At 66.9% G+C, this 20804-nt stretch carries 14 protein-coding genes; 3 read left to right on the top strand and 11 right to left on the bottom strand.

Features of this window, described 5'->3' with window-relative positions; translation table 11 throughout:
* Positions 1-468: 468 nt before the first annotated feature.
* Positions 469-1116: an ElyC/SanA/YdcF family protein gene (locus tag ABZ293_RS27710; RefSeq protein WP_355185334.1), complete on the bottom strand. Its 648-nt coding sequence runs from the start codon at positions 1114-1116 to the stop codon at positions 469-471.
* A 178-nt stretch (positions 1117-1294) separates the two neighbouring features.
* Between ABZ293_RS27710 and ABZ293_RS27705 the strand changes: the two genes are divergently transcribed.
* Complete coding sequence (locus ABZ293_RS27705; protein ID WP_355185326.1) at positions 1295-1939, top strand: TetR/AcrR family transcriptional regulator; 645 nt, start codon at positions 1295-1297, stop codon at positions 1937-1939.
* 44 nt (positions 1940-1983) lie between these two features.
* Here the strand turns inward: ABZ293_RS27705 and ABZ293_RS27700 are convergent, their stop codons facing one another.
* The 10 genes from ABZ293_RS27700 to ABZ293_RS27655 form a co-directional block, all read right to left on the bottom strand.
* Positions 1984-4173, bottom strand: coding sequence for an MMPL family transporter (locus tag ABZ293_RS27700; RefSeq protein ID WP_355185325.1), 2190 nt, complete (start codon positions 4171-4173; stop codon positions 1984-1986).
* Between the two features lie 34 nt (positions 4174-4207).
* The gene (locus ABZ293_RS27695; protein ID WP_355185323.1) at positions 4208-5641 is read right to left on the bottom strand and encodes a DHA2 family efflux MFS transporter permease subunit; all 1434 of its coding nucleotides are present in this window, start codon (positions 5639-5641) and stop codon (positions 4208-4210) included.
* 89 nt (positions 5642-5730) lie between these two features.
* The gene (locus ABZ293_RS27690) at positions 5731-6243 is read right to left on the bottom strand and encodes a TetR/AcrR family transcriptional regulator (protein WP_355185321.1); all 513 of its coding nucleotides are present in this window, start codon (positions 6241-6243) and stop codon (positions 5731-5733) included.
* A 43-nt stretch (positions 6244-6286) separates the two neighbouring features.
* Positions 6287-8197, bottom strand: a complete 1911-nt coding sequence (locus ABZ293_RS27685; protein ID WP_355185319.1) for an anthranilate synthase family protein — start codon at positions 8195-8197, stop codon at positions 6287-6289.
* Positions 8194-8853, bottom strand: coding sequence for an isochorismatase family protein (locus ABZ293_RS27680; protein WP_355185317.1), 660 nt, complete (start codon positions 8851-8853; stop codon positions 8194-8196). Before ABZ293_RS27680 ends, ABZ293_RS27685 begins: the two co-directional genes overlap by 4 nt.
* 14 nt (positions 8854-8867) lie before the next feature.
* Positions 8868-9632 carry a 2,3-dihydro-2,3-dihydroxybenzoate dehydrogenase gene (locus tag ABZ293_RS27675; protein ID WP_355185315.1) on the bottom strand — a complete coding sequence of 255 codons (765 nt, stop codon included), beginning with the start codon at positions 9630-9632 and terminating at the stop codon, positions 8868-8870.
* Positions 9629-11113 (bottom strand): amidohydrolase family protein, encoded by a 1485-nt coding sequence (locus tag ABZ293_RS27670; RefSeq protein ID WP_355185313.1) that lies wholly within the window; start codon positions 11111-11113, stop codon positions 9629-9631. Before ABZ293_RS27670 ends, ABZ293_RS27675 begins: the two co-directional genes overlap by 4 nt.
* A complete protein-coding gene (locus tag ABZ293_RS27665) occupies positions 11110-11373 on the bottom strand; it encodes a phosphopantetheine-binding protein (protein WP_354953350.1) in 264 nt (87 codons plus the stop codon). Before ABZ293_RS27665 ends, ABZ293_RS27670 begins: the two co-directional genes overlap by 4 nt.
* Positions 11370-12998, bottom strand: coding sequence for an AMP-binding protein (locus ABZ293_RS27660; protein WP_355185311.1), 1629 nt, complete (start codon positions 12996-12998; stop codon positions 11370-11372). The genes ABZ293_RS27665 and ABZ293_RS27660 overlap by 4 nt, the downstream gene beginning before the upstream one ends.
* 8 nt (positions 12999-13006) lie before the next feature.
* Positions 13007-14041 (bottom strand): ketoacyl-ACP synthase III family protein, encoded by a 1035-nt coding sequence (locus ABZ293_RS27655; protein WP_355185309.1) that lies wholly within the window; start codon positions 14039-14041, stop codon positions 13007-13009.
* Positions 14042-14238: 197 nt separating this feature from the next.
* On the opposite strand from ABZ293_RS27655, the gene ABZ293_RS27650 reads away from it, so the two are divergent.
* Positions 14239-15576 carry an AMP-binding protein gene (locus ABZ293_RS27650; RefSeq protein WP_355185307.1) on the top strand — a complete coding sequence of 446 codons (1338 nt, stop codon included), beginning with the start codon at positions 14239-14241 and terminating at the stop codon, positions 15574-15576.
* Between the two features lie 143 nt (positions 15577-15719).
* Positions 15720-20765: an SDR family NAD(P)-dependent oxidoreductase gene (locus tag ABZ293_RS27645; RefSeq protein WP_355185305.1), complete on the top strand. Its 5046-nt coding sequence runs from the start codon at positions 15720-15722 to the stop codon at positions 20763-20765.
* Positions 20766-20804: the final 39 nt, after the last annotated feature.

The following is a 20804-nucleotide window of genomic DNA, read 5'->3' as shown; positions in this document are numbered from 1 at the left end:
ACCTCCCCAGGCAGCATCACCACTGCAGCGCCAGCGATCAACTCGCCACCCCGCTGACCCGATTACCGAGCCAACCTTCCTTGCAGAGGCACTAGTTGTACGTCCGGAGAGATTGCCAGAGCGGGATGGATAGCGCGAGGCACCTGGAACCGGGCTTGGTCGGCGGCGACATCACGGAGCCGGGCGCGGAGCCAACGTCCGGTCGCGGCCGTTCCTGCCGCGAGGATGCCGACAGACATTGCGGCGGTGAGGAATCGACACTGCGACATTCTTTCGGCGGTGCTGGTACAGCTGCCTGCAGTCCGGGTGATCAGCAGTCGCAATGCGGCGATGCGTACCACGATCCCCCAAGAACGCGGAACCGCGAACCATGCGGTGGCAGTGGGGTTGCGATGCCACGAAGACCGCGAAACCCCGAACGCCAGTCTTGGTTTCTAGGGGTCAACACTGCTGGTGCTAGCTAACCGGCTACTGCGGTGTCGCGTTGATGGCGTCGCGGACGGTGGATTCTTGGTTGCCGAGGAATTTCGGGGCCGGGTGTACGAGCATGTCGAATGCGGCCTTGGTGGCGGCTAATTGGTCGCGGAGCCAGCACTTGTTGTAGGTGAGGTTGTGGGGCTGGGTGTCGTCGCCGATGCCGGTGGCCTCGATGCCTGCGTCGCGGCAGAGAGCGATGGTGCGAGGGAGGCTGAAGTCCTGGGTGACGACGATGGCCTGTTGTACCCCGAAGATCTTGTGTGCGCGGGCGCAGGATTCGTAGGTGCTGAATCCGGCGTAGTCGAGGGCGATTTTGTTGGCGGGCACGCCTTTGCGCACGAGATAGCTGCGCATGGCGGTGGGCTCGTCGTAGCTCGGGCGGCCGTTGTCGCCGGTGAGCAGCAGTGCCTTGACCTTCCCGGTTTCCAGTAGCCTGCGGCCGAGATCGAGTCGGGCCGCGAGATATGGGGAGGGCTGACCGCTCGCGTAGACCTGCGCGCCGGGAATCAATGCCACCTCCGCGGCGGGAACGGTGTCGACCGAGTATTCATAATCGCTGGACGCGAACCGGATCCAGATAATCGAGCTCAGGCCGACGACAGTGGCCAGTGTGGCGGCAACCGCAGCGGTCCGCAGCATTGTGCGCACGCGAAGCCAGGATCGGACCCTCCCCCGACCTCGTGTCATGAAGTCACGAAATCCCATTCCGCCGAGTTTGCCAGATCGCGCCGACCCGTTCACCGACCGGAATATGCGACCACTCAATTCGGGCAGGTTCGGTTGTCATGCGATGTGTTCAGCTGCCAGCATCGTGCAGGTGGCTGATTTGGGATCTGCGGTGAAGCGCAATGGTCGCAAGGGTTCTTATCATTTCGGGGATCTGCGTAGCGCTCTGGTGGGGGCCGCGGTCGAACTGGCCGGGCGGGGTGGGCCATCGGCGGTGACCGTGCGGGCGGCCGCGCGGCGCGTGGGGGTTACGCCGACGGCGGCCTATCGGCATTTCACCAATCATGGGCAGCTGTTGCGTGTGGCCAAGGAGCAGGCGCAGTGCAGCCTTTTCGGGGCCATGTCGGCGGCACTTGCCACGCTCGAGCCGGGGACGCACGGAGTCACCCGACTCAACGCGGCCGGGCGCGGATATATCGCATTCGCGATGAGCGAACCGGGACTGTTCCGAACTGCCTTCTGCGACACCGCCGATGGCGAAGAGCGCGATTCGCCGGCCTTCGACCTGCTCTCGGAATTGCTCGACGAACTGGTCGAGGTCGGGTTCACCGATCCGACGCATCGACCGAATGCCGAGATGGCCGCGTGGTCCACGGTGCATGGCCTGGCGTCGCTGGTGCTCGACCGCGCCGGGATCGACGCGGTCACGCGCGAGCAGACGATCACCGATACCTTGGCCGCCATCGAACGTTGCTTCGCGACCGGACCCAACGCCACCGACTACCGCAGCCGGTAATCCCCCGGCCGCCGGATTCGACGGCCGGGGGATCAGCTGTGCGGTCAGGTCAGCGCGGGCACGTCCGACTCGGTGGGCGGCTGCGCTTCGGCCGGTGCTGGTTCGCCATCCGATTCCTGAATGCCGAACCGGGCGTAGAACTTTCGCAGCGGACCCGGAGCCCACCAGCCGGCGTGGCCGAGCAGGCGCATGATCGCCGGAACCAGCAGGATCCGCACGATCGTCGCGTCGAGCACGATCGCGACCACCATGCCGACGCCGAAGAGCTTCATGGTGAGTACCTGGCTGAAGGCCATGGCCGCCAGCGGAACGCACATCAGCAGCGCCGCACTGGTGATCAACCTGCCGGTACGCTGCACGCCGGTAGCGACCGCAGCGGTGGGATCGCCGAGCCGGTCGTACTGTTCTCGCACCCGCGAGAGCAGGAACACCTCGTAGTCCATGGACAGGCCGAAGATCAAGGCGAACAACATGATCGGCATATTCGGTTCGATATTGCCGGTCGGATCGAAACCGAGCACGCCGGACAGATGCCCCTCCTGGAATATCCAGACCAGGATGCCGAAGGTCGCCGACAGCGACAGCAGATTCATCACAATCGCCTTGAGCGGCAACAACACCGAGCCGAAGGCGAGGAACAGCAGTAGGTAGGTGGATACCGCGATGTACAGCAGCATCCATGGCAGCACCGCGCCGAGCTTGCGCAACGTATCGTCGTACGCCGCGGTCTCACCGCCGAAATACGCGGTCGCGCCCGGCGGTTTCGGCTGGGCACGCAGGCGGTCGAGCAGTTCTCGGCTCGACTTCGATACCGCCGCACCGTCATACGACACCGACACCCGCGCCATCGTGCCTTCGGCGCCGGTGATCTGTGCGTTGCGCACACCCGCTACGCTGTCGAGTCGCGTGGCGTAGGCAGCGATTTCGCTCTGCTGTGCGGGCGCATCGGCGGGACCGGACAGCTTCAACACGGCGTCGATCGTCTTCGCACCATCGCCGTCGAAATCATCCGCCAGCATCTCGAAAACCTGTCGCCCCTCGGCGGTTTCGGGCAGCTGACGGGCATCGTTGGCGCCGAAATCGATCTTCAGCAACGGCGCGGCCAGTACCAGCAACAGTGCGACGGCGACCGCGGTCACCGCGATCGGGCGACGCATGACGCCGTGCGCGAGCCGGTACCAGAAGCCGCCATCACCGGGGACGGCCGAACGCTGCTTCCACAGCGACAGCGCATTGACCCGGTGGCCGAGCACGCCCAGTGCCGCGGGCAGTGCGATCAGTGAGAAGACCATCGACAGCAGCACTGCCGCGATACCGCCGTAGGACATGGATTTCAGGAATACGAAGGGGAAGAAGCTCATCGAGGCCAGCGCCACCGCGACTGTAATACCGGAGACCGCGACGGTGCGTCCGGCGGTGGCCAGGGTGTGCACGATGGCGTCGGCGCCCTCTCGGCCGCGTTCGGTTTCCTCACGGTAGCGGCTGACGATGAACAGACCGTAGTCGATGGCCACGGCCAAACCCAGGATGGTGACCAGACTCATCGCGAATACCGAGATATCGGTGAACTGGGCCAGCAGCCGCAGCACCGCCATCGAGCCGAGGATCGACAGGCCGCCGACGACCAGCGGCAGGCTGGCCGCGACCAGTCCGCCGAATACGATCACCAACAGGATAAACAGCACCGGGAACGAAAGTCCTTCGGCCATACCGAGATCGCTACCGACCTGATTGCCGGCCTCGTATCCTGCCGGGGTATTGCCGCCGCGGACGCTCCGCAGCCCATCGACGCCGAGCTTGTCCTTGATCTTCAGATAGCTGTCCTGTTTGGCATTGTCATCCGCACCCGCCAGGTTCAGCCCCACATAGGTGGCATGGCGGTCCCGGCTGGCCAGATCCGGCGCTCCGGTGGTCCAGAAGTCGACCGATCCGGTGACCACATCCTTGGGCAGCGCCGCGATCCGGTTCTGCACCGCAGTGCGGAAGGTGGAGTCGTCGACGGTTCTGTCGGCGGACCGGTACACGATGACCGCATCCGGCGCGCGCTGCGGAAATGCCTTTTCGGCCAACTCCGCGGCCTGCCTGCTCTCGGCGTCACGCGCCTCGAAGCCGTTGGGCACCATATCGCCGAATACTCCGACGCCATACGCCCCCGCCACCACCGCGAAGAGCAGCGTCAGCCCGAGCATCGCTTTGCGCCAGGTGTAGACGAACACACCCAATTTCTCGAACATCATTACCTCCCATCAAGATCCGGTTCGAATGCGGTCAGCCTCGGACCGGGGCCGCTTCGGGTTCGACAACGGCATCGGCCGGTTCGGACGCCTCGATGGCTGCCCGGCCGGGCAGCGCCATGGCGAACAGCGTCGCCGCGCCGAGGATCGCGCAGCCCGCCCACACCGCGGGGGCGAAACCGTCGGTGAAGGTCTGTCCGGTCGCATAGCTGCCATTGACTGTGAAAACCGCTCCCAGCGCGGCGATTCCGACGACGGTGCCGAGATTGCGCACAGTATTCGACACGCCGGAGGCAACACCCTCGTACTCCGGTGCGACATATTCCAGCGCCAGCCGGGCGATCGGCGGGAAGAACAGTCCCATTCCGGCACCACTGATCACAAAGGCGGGTACCAGCGCCGCATATGACACCTCCGGATCGGTGACGGCGGCCAGCCAGCCGAGTCCGACAGTCTGCAGCACCAACCCGGTGACCAGCACCGGCTTACCACCGATCCGGTCGATGAGAATACCCGCGATCGGTGCGGTCAAGGTCGGCATCGCGGTCCAGGCCAGGGTGTACACGCCCGCCTTCAGCGCCGAATAGTGCTGCACCGTCTGCAGGAACTGAGCCAGCAGGAAGATCGCGCCGAACATACCGACGGCCATGGCGAATCCGGTCAGGATGGTCAGGGTGAAACCGCGACCGGCGAACAGCACGGGCGGAACCATCGGCGCCGACGCGCGCAGAATCCAGACCACGAATGCCGCGAGCACCAGCGCACCCGCGACGATCGGGCCCAGTACACCCGCACTCGTCCAGCCGTGGTCGTTGCCCCGGATCACACCGAACACCACACCGAACAGACCGGCGGCCACCAGCACATTGCCGACCACATCCAAAGAACCATGCGCACCGAAACTTTCACGCACCATCCACACCGCGACGGGCACCAGCACCACCCCGATCGGCACGTTCAACCAAAAGATCCACTGCCAGGAGGCGACGTCGGTGATCGCGCCGCCCACCACCGGCCCGAGCCCGACCGCCAAACCGCTCATCGCGCTCCACATGCCAATGGCCGCACCACGTTTCGCGGGCGGCACGGCATCGGCGAGCAGTGTCAGGGTGAGCGGGATGAGAATCGCCGCACCGATGCCCTGGATCGCCCTTGCACCGATGAGGAATTCGATCGACGGTGCCAGCGCGCATGCCGCGGAGGCGGCGGTGAACAGCGCCAGTCCGAGCGCGAAAACCCGTTTACGTCCGAAGCGGTCGCCGAGCGAGGCGCCCGCCAGCAACAGCACCGCCTCGGTCAGCGTGTAGGAGTTGACCGTCCACTGCAACCCGTCGAGGCCGGTGTGCAGTTCGGCACGGATGGTGGGCAGCGCGTTGAACACCACCAGGTTGTCCAGCGACACCATGAAGACCGCGAAGCCGCAGACCACAAAGGTCCACACGATCCGATTCTTGTCGGGGTGTGTCATCAGTTTCTTCCTGAGTTAGTTAGTGATCACTTAGTTTTCGCGCGACACGGCAAAGGCCAAGGATCCGAGCGTAATTCGGGGTGCGAGGGTTAGTCGGGCAGGTTCAGATCGAGTGCGCTTGCCACATTGAGTAGCATTCCGTCGGCCATGAATTTCGACTGCACGTCCGGGTCCGCCCCGGTCAGCTCGTGCACCAGATCGAACAGCCGCTGGAAGCGCACCCGGCTCAGGTCGCGGATCTCCTCATCGAGACTGGCCGCGGCGTAGACATGCAATTGGAAAGTCAGCAGTTGACGGTCGGCGAGCAGCGCGATATAGGCGTCCCCGATCGCCGCCAGCCGCTCTTCTTCGGTGTCGCCGACCGCATTGTCCCGGAAGGTCTGCTCGACAATGTCGAATGCGCGTTCGGCGGCCGCGAGGAAGATCGCCTTCTTGGTTTTGTACAGCCGGAACAGGTATGGCTGCGAGACGCCCATCCGGCGGGCGATCGCTTCCGTCGCCGTCCCCATATAGCCACCGACCGCGAATTCGGCAATGGCCTCGGTGATGAGCTGCTCGCGCCGCTGCTCCGAGGACATCCGCACTTTCGCCGGTGAACTCACATTGCCAACGTTAGTAATCAATCACATACCGGTCAATGAGTAGTCAGCTCATTGAGTAGTCGGCGGCGGCACTACCGACGGGCTCGCCGAGCAGCAGCGGTGTGATCAAGCGATCTACGATGGCCGAGCCATTGGTCGTCATCACCGAGGCCGGATGGAACTGTACCGAGGCAAACCCGTTGCCGCGCAATGCGTGTACTGCTCCGGTATGCGGATCACGGCAGACTTCGATCGGACCCGAGCGACGCCGGCTCCAGTAGACCGCATCGTCATGACGAGCCTGGAAGGTGTTGTAGAAGTAGACCGATTCCGGTGTGCCGAACAGCTCGACGCGGCGCGCCACGCCCTGGTTCGGGACCGGGCAGCGGGCCACCTGCAGGCCGAGCTGGGTGCTGAGTACCTGATGGCTCAGGCAGACCGAGAAGAAGGGCACCGGGCCGTCGAGCAGCGTGCGCGTGAGCGCATGCAGCCGGGCGATCTTGGGATCGGACAGGTCACGGGGATCACCCGGACCGGGTCCCATCACCACGAGGTCATAGCGGTGCGGTTCGACCGGTTCGCGACATGGGTGCACGGTGACATCGAGACCGAGTGCGCGCAGCAGCCGGGCGCCCATCGCGGTGAAGGTGTCCTCGGCGTCCACGATCAGTATCCGGCGACCGGCATGCGGTCGCGCGACAGCCGTCGGTCGCAGCCAGAGCGTTGCCAACAGCCCATTCCTATCCGAAAGCGCCTGTTGCACAGCGGGATCCGCGCCGAGCTCACGGGTGGTTGCGGTGCGGGCGCGGTTGTGCAGCGCGTCGAGCAGACCGGCGGCCTTGGCGCGGGTCTCACGCGATTCGGTGGCCGGATCCGAATCACGCACCAAGGTCGCGCCGACGCCGATGCGCAATCGGCCCGCGCCATCCACCTCGGCGGTGCGGATCATGATCGCCGAATCCATGCGCGGGCAGCCGCGTTCGTCTCGTCCGGCCAGGGCGAGCACGCCCGCATAGTAGCCGCGGCCGGTCGGCTCGAATCGGGTGATCACCCGGCAGGCATTTTCGAGCGGGCTGCCGGTGACGGTGGGCGCGAGCAGCGTTTCGCGCAGCACCTCGCGATAGTCGCGGTCGCAGTCCCCGGCTATCCGATATTCGGTATGCGCGAGCCGGGCCATCTCCTTGAGCCGCGGACCGTGCACATACGGCTCGGGACAGATGCGGCACATCATCTTCAGCTCTTCGTCGAGCACCATGTAGAGCTCATTGGTTTCCTTGCCGTCGGCCAGGAAATCCAGCACGCCGGAGACCGTGGGGCCCTCGGCGGGATAGCGGTAGGTACCGCTGATCGGGGTCATGGCGGCCGTGCCATCGGCCAGGCTGACCTGTCGCTCTGGGCTCGCGCCGATGAAGGTGCGACCGCCGGTGTGCACCAGGAACGTCCAGTAGGCACCGGTTTCCCCTGCGAGCAGCCGGACAAAGTACGCCACCGCGGTGCGCACGCTCCAGTTGGTGACCTCGCATTGCCAGGTGCGGCGCAAGACGAAGTTGGCACCCGCGCCATGGCCGATCTCCTCGGCGAGCACGCGATGGACCAACTCGGCGTAGGCGGTGTCGTCGATATCGAATTCGCCAGGGCCGACCTCGATCGGCCAATCGGCAATGGCGGCGCGCAGCCGGTCGACCGGCAGTCGGGTCTGCCGGTCGACAGCGAGGCACAGCACCGGCGCACCGTCGTCATGGTGCGCGAAGCCGCGTTCGCCGATCGCCCGGTACGGCACGATGGCGAGCAGGGCGTGTGCGTCGACGGCGGGTGCCAGCGCGGGCAATTCGGCCGTGGTGGTCCGTTCCGACACCGTGCCGAGCAGTAATTCGATCCCCTCCCCCGGCCCGGATTCCGGCCGCTGCAACAATGCGAACGGCGTTGTCCCCGAGAGACATTCGGCGAGCAGCGGAACGAATTCTTCGGGGCTCACCGCGCCGCCACCTCGGCCGCCGCGGACAGCTCGGCGAGTACCTGCGCGGATACCACCACCCGGCCACAGCGGCTCGCGACGTAATCCAGTGTCATTCGATGGAATTCGGGTGTGAAGTCGGCGATCGCGTCGGCGATGACGAACGCCTGCTGGTCGTTGGCGAAGGCGTCACTGGCCGTGAGCAGCACTCCGACGTGCCCGTACACCCCGCAGATCAGCAGCTGATCGCGGCCGGTACGCCGCATCAGATCCAGCAGTTCGGTGCGATGGAAGGCACTGGCCCGCCATTTGGTGAGCACCGGATCGGCGGGCCCCGGCCGCAATTCGTCCGGGATGCCACGGTGTTCGGGAGCCGCGCTCATCCCGGGGCCCCAGAAGTCCTTGAGCAGCCCGCGCTGCTCGTCGGTCATGCTGCCGGGCTGGGCGGTGTAGACGACCGGAACCGAAAGGCGCGCACACAGCTCGCGCAGTGCGGTGACACTGTGCAGTAGCGCGGTCAGCGGCTCCCGGTCCGCCGAATACGGCGCAAGGAAATAGTGCTGCATATCGTGGACGAGCAGTACGCAGCGCCGCGGCTCGATCCGCCACCGCACGGTGTTATCCGGCAGTTCCGCCGCGCCGGGCATCGGGTAGGGGGCTATCGGTGCGATGGCCACAGCTGTCTCCTTGTTCAAGCACCGAGCGTGGCGCCACCGTCGACGGTGAGCTGCTGCATGGTGATGTGGCGGGCCTCGTCGGACAACAGGAACAGGACGGCATCGGCGATATCGCTCGGGCGCGCGATCCGCCCGAGCGGAATGCCGATCCGAAAGTCTTGCGGCACACCGTCGATGGTGGCGCGCTCGGCATCCGAGCCGTCGAACAGCGCGGTCAGCATCGGGGTGGCGGTCGAGCCGGGGGCCACCACATTGCAGCGAATTCCGTACTCCGCCAGTTCGAGTCCGAGGCAGCGGGTCAGCATGCTGGCCGCGGCCTTGGAGGCCGCGTACGCCGACATGCCGATGCGCGGTGTGGTCGCGGCATTCGAGGACACGGTGACGATGGCACCGCGCCGACGCGACTGCATGCGTCGCGCCACGGCCTGGCAGACATGGAATACGCCACCCGCGTTCACGGCGAGGGTGGTCGCCCAATCCAGTTCGGCCATTTCCTCGATCCGGCCGTGTTGCAGAATGCCCGCCGCGTTCACCAGAGCGTCGACCGGACCGAGTACGGCTTCGGTACGCGCCACCGCCGCGGCCACCTCCTCGGGCACGGCGACGTCGGCGGCCACGGCGAGCACCCGGCCACCCGCCGCGTCGAGCTTCTCCGCCAGATCCCACAGGGCCGGAATCCCGCGGTCGACCAAGGCCACCGCCTTCTCGGATTCCACCAGGGCACGGGCGATTTCGCTGCCGATGCCACCCGCCGCTCCGGTCACCAGTGCGACACTCATCGCCGCGCTCCGGCCAATATGCCCCCGACCACCTCGGCGGGCACCCCGAGGCAGCGGGTGGTGAACGAGCCGAGCGCGGTCAGATAGCGCTCCCGCAGCTCGTCGACGTCGACGCCCACGCTGCCTCCGCCGGACAGCAGCACCTGCCCGCCCACGACGACGGTATCGACGTCGTGGGATCCACCGAGCCACAGAAAGCTTTCCAGCGGACGGGGATTGAGCAGATAGCGCCAGTCGTCGGTGCGGATCAGCACCAGATCGGCCTGTTTGCCGACCTCGAGGCTGCCGATCTCCCCGGCCCAGCGCAGGCCCGCGGCGGCGATACGGGTGGACATGGCCAGCGTGTCGGTGGGCAGCACATCGGTCTGGTCGGCGACCATCTCGTTGTACATCTGCCAGGCCGCGCGCATGGCCTCGGCCATTCCGGCATTCGGGAGCGAGGCCCCGTCGGTGGACAGCGATACCGGCACACCCGCGCGACGCAGGCGCGGCACCACAGCGGTCTCGGTCAGCGTGGATTCGCCGGAGGGGCCGTACTTTCCGGGCGAATGGCTGATATGCGCACCGGCCGCACGCAGCAGCTCCTGCTCCTCGTCATCGATGAACGCGCAGTGCGCGGCCATCAGCCGGTCGGTGACCAGCCCGAGATCGTGCAGGCGGCGAACGCCGGTGGCGCCGTAGTACTTTCGCATCAGTTCCGGCTCGTTGCGCACCGCGCCGACGTGCGTGACGAAACCCGCGTCGTACCGCGCGACGAGTTCGGCGAAACCGCGACCGAGTTCATCGGTCATATTGGTGACATACGCGATCGACGGACGACAGCGGATGCGGCCGGATTCGTCCTGCGCGCAGCTCTTCAGCAGCTCTTCGAGTTGGGAGAGTACGGCGTCGGCATCCCTGGTGCGGACGAAGGAGTCGGCGGCGGGCGGGCAGATGGCATCGGATGCCCAGGTGGTGGCACTGAACCGGATGCCGAGCGTGCGCGCGGCGGCGACGAGTGCGGCCGGGCGGTTCAGCGAACCCGCGTCGCCGAGCGTGGTGACACCACCGCGCAATTGGGTCCACATCGAATATTCCGCGATTGCCTGGCCCTCGTCGGGGGTCAGGCCGGAGATGAGGCCGTCGAACGAGTCGAACATGCCGGATATCTTGTGCATATCGCCGCCGCCGCCGAACAAGGCGACCTCATCGGTGCGGTCGCTGGCCGGACGCAGTGCGCCGCGCAGCGGGAAGCCCATGGCGAACATATCGTGCCAGTGGGCATTGATCAGACCGGGCAGCACCATCATTCGCGCGGCGTCGATGGTGCGCAGTTCGGACCGCACCGGATCGGCGAGCGCGGCCGCCGCCGCGGCGACGGTCTCCGGGACTCCGATCGCCGCGATCTTATCGTCCACGACGAGAATCGAGCCGCGCGAGAGCACCGTTTCGGCGGCATCGGCGGTGTAGACGACACCGTTTTCGATCAGCAGGGCGCTCATGCGTTCTTCGCCCCCTGCGCGACGATGGCCGCGAAATGCCGCAGCCAGGCGGTCAGCGTGGGGGTGGCGACCAGTTCTTCGAATACCGCGGGCACCCCGGCCTTGTTCCAGCGACCGACCATGCGCATCAATTCGAGCGAACTCAGGCCCAGGACAACGAGATTGGCGTCGGGATCGAGTTCGGCGGCATCGGCGAGGCCGAGTACGGGCGCGAGTTCGGCACGCAGCTGGGCCTCGGTGGGAACGGATACGACGGTCACGACGGCACTCCTGTTATCGATGCGCCCGCACGGGTGCGGACCAGGGCTTTCTTATCGACCTTGCCCAGCGGGGTCAGGGGCAGTTCGACAACGATCTCGATGTCATCCGGAATCTTGTAGGCCGCAACACCGCGAGCGTGCATGGCCTGCTTCAGTTCGGCCGGATTCGGGGCGGCGGCCGTTGGCACGACGAATGCGCAGGTGCGCTCGCCGAGGAAGGGGTCCGGCATACCGACCACCGCGACCGCGCGCACCCCGGGGCAGCCGAGCAGATGTTCCTCCACCTCGCCCGCATTGACCTTGTCGCCACCGCGAATGATCATGTCCTTGATCCGGCCCTCGATGACCAGATCGCCGTCGCGGGTGAGCCGGGCCAGGTCACCGGTCCGATAGAAGCCGTCGGCGGTGAAGGCGACTCGATTATGTTCCGGCGCAGCGTAATAGCCGCGCAGCGTGTAGGGGCCGCGGGTGAGCAGCTCCCCGACCTCGCCCGGTGCCAGCGCGGTGCCGTCGGCGTCGGCGATCACGATCTCGTCGGCGTCGGAGATGGGCTTGCCCTGGGTGGTCAGCACCGACTCGGCGGGATCGTCCGGGCGGCTGAAACACAGCAGACCTTCGGCCATGCCGAATACCTGCTGCAGCTCGCAGCCCAGCGTCGGGCGGATGCTCGCGGTAAATTCGCGGGTCATCCGCGCGCCACCGACCTGCAGCAGCCGCAGGCTGCTCAGATTCCAGGAGGCCCATTCGGCGACCTCCAGCCAGACCGCGACCAGCGAAGGCACCAGGGCGGTGACCGTCACCCGCTCCCGCTCGATCAGCGGGAAGCAATCCATCGGGTTCGGGGTGTCGGCCAGCACCACGGTGCCGCCGGTGTGGAAGGTGCCGATCACGCCCGGACAACCCCAGGCGAAGTTGAATTCGATCGGCAGCGCGGCGAGGTAGACGTCGCGGTCGTTCAATTCGCACACCTCGGCGGCGCGCAGCGATTGATAGACGTAGTCGTCGTGGGTGCGCGGGATCAGCTTCGGCAGTGCCGTGGTGCCGCCGGACAGCAGGAAGAACGCGACATCCGCCGGATCGGTATCCGGCAACCGAGTCTGATACGGCTCCTGATCCGTGTCCTCGATCGAGACGAAACCATCGGCGCGACCGCCGACGAGGAACAGGGTGCGCAACTGGTCGTGCGTCGCGCGGATGCGCTCGCCCATGTCGCGATGGCTGAACTCGCGGTGGGTGTCGGGCAGCACGTAATGGGTTGCGCCGCTGAGGCGCACCAGGTGGCCGACCTCGGTCTCGCGGTGTGCGATCAGGCAGAACACGGGTTTCGCACCGATTCGCAAGAGCGCGAACGTAATCGCGACGAACTCCGGGATATTCGGCAATTGCACCAGTACCCGATCGTCCGAGTGCACGCCGTGCCGTTGAAACAGCGCGGCCAGTCGATCGGCCCAGGCATCGAGGTCGCGGTAGCCGATCCGACGGTCGTCGTGGACCAGCGCGGTCCGATCACCATAACGCTCGGCGGCCTGCCGCAATACCGCCCCCAGCGTTTCGCCGCTCCAGCACCCCTGGGCCCGATAGCGTTCGGCGAATTCCTGCGGCCAGGGCGTGAAACCCTCCAGCATCGCCGCCCCTACTTCGCCGGTGCGGGTGCGAGGATCTCGACCACCGCGGCACCCGCTTCCATGCCGGTGCTCGCACCGATCATCAGCACGTGGTCGCCGGGGCGCACCTGTCCGGTGCGCCACACGTGTTCGAGACCGAGGAACATGTCGGCGGCGCCGGTGTGCCCGATGGTGTTGGTGAAATCCCAGACCTCCTGGGCCTTTTCGACGCCGAGCGGCTGCAGGAACATGGCCTCGAGTGAACCGCGGCCGAATCCGATGTGGCAGACCTTGCTGATCTTGTCGAACGAGACGCCCGCCTCGTCCATGGTGCGCTCGGCGATTGCCGCCACCGCCAGGCCGAAGTTGCGGATCGGCGGGGCCTGGCCCGCGGCCCACTGTTCACGGACCTTCGCCGCGCGTTCGTCGAAGTTCAGACCGCGACCGCGGGTAATACCGGGCGGGAACAGCGCCTCACCGGCGCGGTGCAGGATTTCCATCGATGAATCCGAAAGCGAGCCGACGGCACGCACTTTCGCGAATCCGTCGCGCCGCGACACCACGGCCGCCGCGCCCGCGTCGGCGAACAGGAACAGCTTCGAACCACGCCAGCGGTCCACCAGCGGAGTGGAGAAGTTGTCACCGGTGGTGAGCAATACCGCGTCACGGCTGGGGTTGGCGATGAGCCGGTTGGCGGCGGCCTCCAGACCCGCCAGCATGCCGAGGCAGCCCTGTTTGATCTCGACCGCCGGGATCGGGCGATCCACGGTGTTGTTCAGGATGTAGTGCACGGCGGACCAGCCGTCGGGGCCCTGGTGGTGGGTGTAGCTGTGCAGCAGCGCACCGATATCGTCGCAATCGTGGCCGCATTCGGCCAAGGCGATGCGGGCCGCGCTGATCGCCAGATCCGGCGCCGGGGTGTCGGGGCTCACCGCGCACGAACGCATACCGGACGCGATGCGCTCGGCCTGGTCGTACCAGCCCGCGGCGACGGCGGATTCGGTGGAAATCGACTCGGGCAGGTAACTGCCCACGCCAGCCAGATAGATATCCTCGGTTTGCATGCGGCCCAACTTTCTCGTGTCGCCGTGCTACACCTGGGATGCAACCAGGTCGATGCGGTGAAATCGTGAGTAGTTGCTACTCAATTTCTGGGAGTCCGAAGCACATTTTTCTCAATTGAGTAGCAATTGAGTAGCTGCCCGGCTGGCGTGGGCGTCGCGCGGGTGTTGTCCTAGGTCGTAGCATCCGAGGAGGATCGATGACCGTAATTCCCAAGGGCGATATAGCGGTTCGCAACCGTCCGGAAATCGGCGATTGGACCACGCCCGACGAACTCGCGCAATTACAGCGGGCACAGCTGCCGAGAATATTCGGACAGGCCGCGCGGTCGCCGTTCTATGCCGCTCGATTCGATCGCGACGGAACTCCACGGGTGGCCGAAGATTTCGCCGGTCTATCCCTCACGTCAAAACAAGACCTGCGCAATGCGTATCCGTTCGGAATGCTCGCGGTGCCCCGCGCGGAATTGGCGACCTATCACGAATCCAGCGGCACCTCCGGGGAGCCGACGGCCTCGTATTACACCGATGACGACTGGGCCGACCTCGCGGAGCGGTATGCCCGCAAATGGGTCGGCATCACACCGGCGGACACCTTCCTGGTGCGCACGCCGTATGCGCTGGTGATCACCGGACATCTGGCACAGGCGGCGGGGCGGTTGCGCGGTGCGACGGTGGTACCCGGCGATGCCCGCTCACTCGCATTGCCGCTGGCCCGCATTGTGCGGCTCATGCACCGCCTGGATGTCTCGCTCACCTGGTGCAATCCGACCGAAGCCATGATGATCGCGGCCGCGGCCCGGGCCGCGGGGCTGCGGCCGGAGCGCGACTTCCCGGCCCTGCGCGCGATGTTCGTGGCCGCCGAACCGATGACCGCGGCCCGCAAGCGGCGGCTGAGCGAGATCTGGGGCGGGGTGCACATTGTCGAGGAGTACGGGTCCACCGAAACCGGCACCATCGCGGGCGAATGCCCGGAGGGCAGGCTGCACCTGTGGGCGGATCGGGCCATCTTCGAGGTGTATTCGCCCGAGACCGGCACACTGTCCGATATCGGATGCGGGCAGCTGGTGGTGACGCCGCTGTATCGCGCGGCCATGCCGTTGCTGCGTTACAACCTTGCCGACGATGTCGAGGTGCGCCATGAACCGTGCGCCTGCGGGTGGCGGCTGCCGAGCGTTCGGATCTTCGGCCGCACGGCGTTCGGATATCCGGTCGGCGGGGTGACGGTGCGGCAGAACGATCTGGAGGAAATGGTTTTCCAGCTGCCACTTGCCTACGAGGTCGGCTTCTGGCGCGCACGGGCCGAAACCGATGTGCTGCGAGTGGAATTCGAAGCGCCCGATGGTGTGCGCGACCGTGCCGCGGCGGAGTTGGCCGCGGCCATCGATCGGACACTCGGCGTCAGGCATGCCATTACGGCATTGCCGGTCGGCAGCCTGGTGCCCGTCGAGGCCTTGACCGCTCATCGCGACATTCTCAAGGCCCGCTATCTGTTCGGCCCGGACGAGCCCTGGGACAAGGCACTCATGTATCAGTGACGCGGTCGATCACCGCCCCGTCGACCCGGACTCGTTCCGGGACCACACCTTCGCGTGCCTGTGCCGGTCTGCTGATCGCCGGTGCAGGCACCGCCGTTCGCATAATCGGTGAGGACCTTCTCGTGTACGAGCCCACTGCCCCCGTGACCACAACCGCCGACGACACCACCGCCGCCGCCGACCGGATCGCCGTCGTCGGGCTCGGCTGCCGCTTCGCTCCCGATCTGAGTTCGCCGGACGAGCTCTGGCAATTCCTGCTCGATAAGCGGTGCGCCGCAGACACCGTGCCCGAGGATCGGTGGGCGGCCCATCGTGCCCACTCGCGCGAACACGCCGCGGTGCTGACGCGCGTCACCCCGCGCGGCGCATTCCTGACCGATATCGCCGGATTCGACGGCCGGTTCTTCGGTATCTCCGCCACCGAGGCCCGTCAGCTCGACCCCCAGCAGCGGATCGCGCTCGAAGTGGCGTGGGAAGCCTTGGAGCACGCCGGAATTCCACCGCACACGTTGGCGGGGACCGATGCGTCGGTATTCATGGGCGTCGGTGCCGACGACTACGGACGCAGACTGCTGGAGGAGCTGCCGGAGGTCGAGGCGTGGACCGGTATCGGAGCCGCACCGTGCGCGGTGGCCAACCGCATCTCCTACACGCTGGACCTGCGCGGGGCCAGTCTCACCGTGGATACCGCCTGTTCCTCCTCGCTGGTCGCACTGCATCAAGCCTGCGCCGCACTGTTGCGGTACGAGACGCCGCTCGCACTGGCTGGTGGGGTAATGGTGATGGCGGGCCCCGGGCTGACCACGGTGCTGGATCAGGCGGGCGCCATCTCGAAGGACGGGCGCTCCAAACCCTTCGATGCCGCGGCCGACGGATACGGTCGCGGTGAGGGATGCGGCATCATCGTGCTGAAGCGATTGTCGGACGCGCGGCGCGACAACGATCGGGTGCTGGCGGTGATCCGCGGCAGCGCGGTCCATCAGGACGGACGCACCGAAGGCATTATGGCGCCGTCCAGTTCGGCGCAGGAGCATCTGCTGCGCCGGGCATATGCCGCCGCCGGGGTCGATCCGCGCGAGGTGGACTACGTCGAAGCGCATGGCACGGGTACGAAGGTCGGCGACCCGATCGAGGCGGCGGCGCTCGCCGCGGTCCTCGGACACCGGGCCGATGGGGCCGCACCGTGTCTCATCGGTTCGGTGAAGGGCAATATCGGGCATACCGAGGCCGCGGCCGGGATCGCCGGGGTCATCAAGACCGTGCTCGCGCTGACCCGGCAGATCATTCCACCGACCGTCGTGGTCTCCGGGCCGAGGGCCGAAATCCCCTGGCACGATAATGGTTTGCGGGTGGTCACCGAGGCCATAGCGTGGCCACAGGTGGACCGGCCGCGCACAGCGGGTGTGGCGAGCTACGGCTACGGCGGGACGATCGCGCATGTCGTACTCGAAGAAGCGCCGCGGCCAGACGGTGGTGTGGACCAGCCCGGTGGCATCGAAGACGCATCGGAGCCGATGTGGCACAACCGATCCTGGATCTACCCCATTTCGTCGGCGACCCGGGCCGGGCTCGCCGCCCAGGCGGCGCGTTTGCTGCCGCTCGCCGCATCCGCCGAACTCGGCGATCTCGGACATACGCTGGCACGGCAGCGCGGACATCTCACGGTCCGCGCGGGTGTCGTCGCCGCCGATCGCGCCGAACTCGTCACCGGGCTGACGGCACTGGCCACCGGCGGCACCGAACGGTCGGTCGCCGTCGCAGAGACGATCGGACACCAGGCCGATCCGGTGTGGGTCTTTTCCGGGCACGGCGCGCAGTGGTTGGGTATGGGCCGCGAATTACTCGGTGCCGAACCGGTTTTCGCGGAGGTGATCGACCGGATCGGGCCGATCTATCGCGAGGAGATGGGACTGACGCCGCGCCGGGTGCTGGAGAGCGGCAGATTCGACTCGGTGGACGTCATCCAGGCCATGCTGGTCGCCGTCCAGCTCGGACTGGCGGCGGTATGGCGGCGCTACGGTGTGCGTCCGGGCGCGATCATCGGACATTCCGTCGGCGAGATCGCCGCCGCGGTAACCGCGGGCGTGCTGACCGAGGCCGAGGGCGCACTGCTGGCCTGCCGCCGTTCCAATCTGCTGCGCAAGGTGGCGGGCAACGGCGCCATGATCATGGTCGACCAGCCGTTCGACGATGTGCTCGCGCAACTGGGTGCGCGCACCGACGCGGAGGCGGCGATCTGCGCGGCGCCATCCTCGACCGTGGTCGCGGGCGAGGTCGACGCGGTCGACGAACTCGCCGCACAGTGGCCGGGACTCGGTTGGACCATTCGCCGAGTCGATTCCGATGTCGCCTTCCATACCAATCAGATGGAGCCGCTGGCCGCCGATCTCGCGATCGCCGTCGCCGATCTCGCTCCCTCCCCCGCCGCCGTACCCCTCTACGTCACGGCGGTGGACGACCCGCGCTCGGCACCGTCGCAGGACGCCGCATACTGGGCCACGAATCTGCGCGCGCCGGTGCGCTTCCACCAGGCCGTCGCGGCCGCGATCGCCGACGGACACCGGGTCTTCGTGGAGGTTTCGGCGCACCCGGTGGTAAGTCACTCGATCCTGGAAACCCTGTCCGCCAACGGTATCGATGACGGGCTCGTCCTGCCGACCCTGCGGCGCAATACCGCCGAACAGGCAACCCTGCTGCGTTCGCTGGCCGCGCTGCATTGCCGTGGCATCGGCATCGACTGGTCGGCGGCGGCACCGGCCGGTCGGCTGTTGGATCTGCCCACGAATGCCTGGCAACACCAACGCCATTGGGTCGACGGTCCGCCGCGCGCGGAATCTCCCGTCGATACTCTGCTCGGCGCATACAGCGCCGTCCACGGCACCCCGGTCCAGCTCTGGCGGACCACCCTCGACTTCCGCACCCGCCCGTATCCACGTCGCCATCCCGTACTCGGCACCGAAATCACCCCGGCCGCCGTGCTGCTCAACACCCTGTGCACCGCGGGAAGCACCACCGAACTGGTGGCGGTCCAGCTGAAACAGCCGGTGGTGGTACCCGATCCGGCGCAGACCCGCGAGCTCCAAGTCGTCCGCGACGGCACGGCCCTGCGTATCGTCTCGCGCCCCCTCGGCGCGGACGACACGGCATGGGCGACCCACACTATGGCGCGCACCGGATCGGCTTCCACCCCGGATCATGCATCCGTACTCGAAACTGCTGCGGCCCAGAGCAACTCATCGCTCGACCCGCATTTCGTCGTCGACCGCCTGGCGGAACTGGGCGTCGCCGATATGGGCTATCCATGGCAGATCGAGACCCTGAGGCAGGGCGAGACCACCCTGTTCGCCACCGCCACCGCCGATCTCGACCGCAGCTGGGCCGCCGTCCTCGACGCGGCCCTGTCGATGGCCTCGGTCATCTTCCCCGGCCCGGCAACGCTGCGCATGCCCGCCCATATCGACCGCGTCACCCTGACCGGGCCCGCACCGCGGCGCGCCGATATCGCGGTCCGACTCCGACCCGATCAGCCGACAACCGTCGATGTCGTTGTTGCTGGGGATGATTCGGCGGCAACACTTATCGGACTGCGCTACGCCGAACTCACCGCCAGCCCCGGCGCAGCCGATGACCGCCACCTGGCCACGACCCGTTTCGACCTCATGTGGCAGCCCTTGGCCGAGACCTCGCCAATCGCCGATACCTCGATCGTCGTAGTCGAATCCGCGGACGACACCAGGCTGGTCGATGCCGAACAGAGTGCGGACGTGGTATTCGCACCGCCCGTGGGGACGCCTTTCGATGCTGCCGCGGCATTCGCCGCCGTCGTGCGACGGGTGGGTGGGGTTGCGGCCGAGCGGCGGCCTCGATTGTGGGCATTGACACGCGGGGTGTGCGAAGGCGATACCGCGCATGCACCTTTGTGGGGCATGGGCCGGGTTGCCGCGAGTGAGCATCCGGACTTCTTCCGGGCGGTCATCGATATGTCCGCCGATGACGATCCGAATATGGTGATACGCACGGCTATCGAAGCCGGTATCGCGGACCCGGTGGTCTCGGTTCGCGACGGGGCGGTCTTCGGACAGCGGATCGTGGCGGCGGAACGCGAGCGGGGTGCGGCCTTCACCTGCCGTCCCGACGGAACCTATCTGATCACCGGCGGATTGGGAGCGCTCGGCCTGCTGGTTGCCGAACATCTGGCCGAACGCGGGGCCCGACGCATCGTGCTGCTCGGGCGGCGGCCGCTGCCGCGCCGGGCCGAATGGTCCGATGACGACGAGCGGGTGGCCGTCGTGCGACGGCTGGAGAATGCCGGTGTGACCGTGCGGACCATCGCGGTCGATATCACTGATCGCGCGGCCACCGAATCCGCACTCGCCGCATTGGATCTGCCGCCCGTGCGCGGTGTCGTACATGCGGCGGGCACGGTGGACAGCGCGATGTTGCCCGACCTCGATCCCGAGGTGCTGCGAAATGTCATGCGCCCCAAGGTGGATGGCGCGCTGGTGCTGGACGAGCTGTTCCCGCCCGGCAGCATCGACTTCCTCGTGCTGTTCTCCTCGGCCGGTCCACTGCTCGGACTGCCCGGCCAGGCCGCGTACGCCGCCGCCAACTCGCTCCTGGACGCGCTCGCGGTGCAGCGGCGGCGCGCCGGACACCGGGACACCGTGAGCCTGGCCTGGACCAGCTGGCGCGGCCTGGGCATGTCCACCTCGGCGGCTGCGACCGATCTCGAGCTGGCCGCTCGCGGCACCGCCGATCTGACGGCCGAACAGGCACTCACAATCTTCGACAACGCCTTGGCCCAGGCGAATTCCCCGGTACAGGTCGCGCTGACCGTGCTGCGCGACCATCGTGGGCCGCGCCCCGCACTCCTGGCCGAGCTGGTCCTCGAAACCTCCGAAACCGAATCCACCGAACCGGATTGGGCCGAGCTGTCCGGACCCGAGCTGACCGACTATCTCCTCGACCTGGTCAGCACCCGCACCGCCAGCACGCTCGGCGCCGCCCCGGACGACCTGAACCCACACCGTCCCCTCACCGAATCCGGCATCGACTCCCTGCTCGCCACCGCCCTGCGCGCGAATCTCGAACGTCACCTCGGCATTCCGCTGCCCGCCACCCTGCTCTGGAACTATCCGACGATCACCGATATCGCCCGCTACCTCCAAGAGGTCCTGCGATCCCGCTGACCCGGCCGCCACACCCGACCGCCTTGGCCCGCCACCAAC

It is taken from the genome of Nocardia sp. NPDC005998 (genome assembly GCF_040614395.1).
In the GTDB taxonomy this organism is placed as follows: Bacteria; Actinomycetota; Actinomycetes; order Mycobacteriales; family Mycobacteriaceae; genus Nocardia.
Note: the sequence above shows the minus strand (reverse complement) of the source record. Positions and strands in the feature narration are given on the sequence as shown.

Coding starts and splice junctions, on each gene's coding strand:
- ABZ293_RS27710 (WP_355185334.1), bottom strand. CDS start 1,116: ATGCTGCGGACCGCTGCGGTTGCCGCCACACTGGCCACTGTCGTCGGC.
- ABZ293_RS27700 (WP_355185325.1), bottom strand. CDS start 4,173: ATGTTCGAGAAATTGGGTGTGTTCGTCTACACCTGGCGCAAAGCGATG.
- ABZ293_RS27695 (WP_355185323.1), bottom strand. CDS start 5,641: ATGACACACCCCGACAAGAATCGGATCGTGTGGACCTTTGTGGTCTGC.
- ABZ293_RS27675 (WP_355185315.1), bottom strand. CDS start 9,632: ATGAGTGTCGCACTGGTGACCGGAGCGGCGGGTGGCATCGGCAGCGAA.
- ABZ293_RS27670 (WP_355185313.1), bottom strand. CDS start 11,113: ATGAGCGCCCTGCTGATCGAAAACGGTGTCGTCTACACCGCCGATGCC.
- ABZ293_RS27660 (WP_355185311.1), bottom strand. CDS start 12,998: ATGCTGGAGGGTTTCACGCCCTGGCCGCAGGAATTCGCCGAACGCTAT.
- ABZ293_RS27655 (WP_355185309.1), bottom strand. CDS start 14,041: ATGCAAACCGAGGATATCTATCTGGCTGGCGTGGGCAGTTACCTGCCC.
- ABZ293_RS27650 (WP_355185307.1), top strand. CDS start 14,239: ATGACCGTAATTCCCAAGGGCGATATAGCGGTTCGCAACCGTCCGGAA.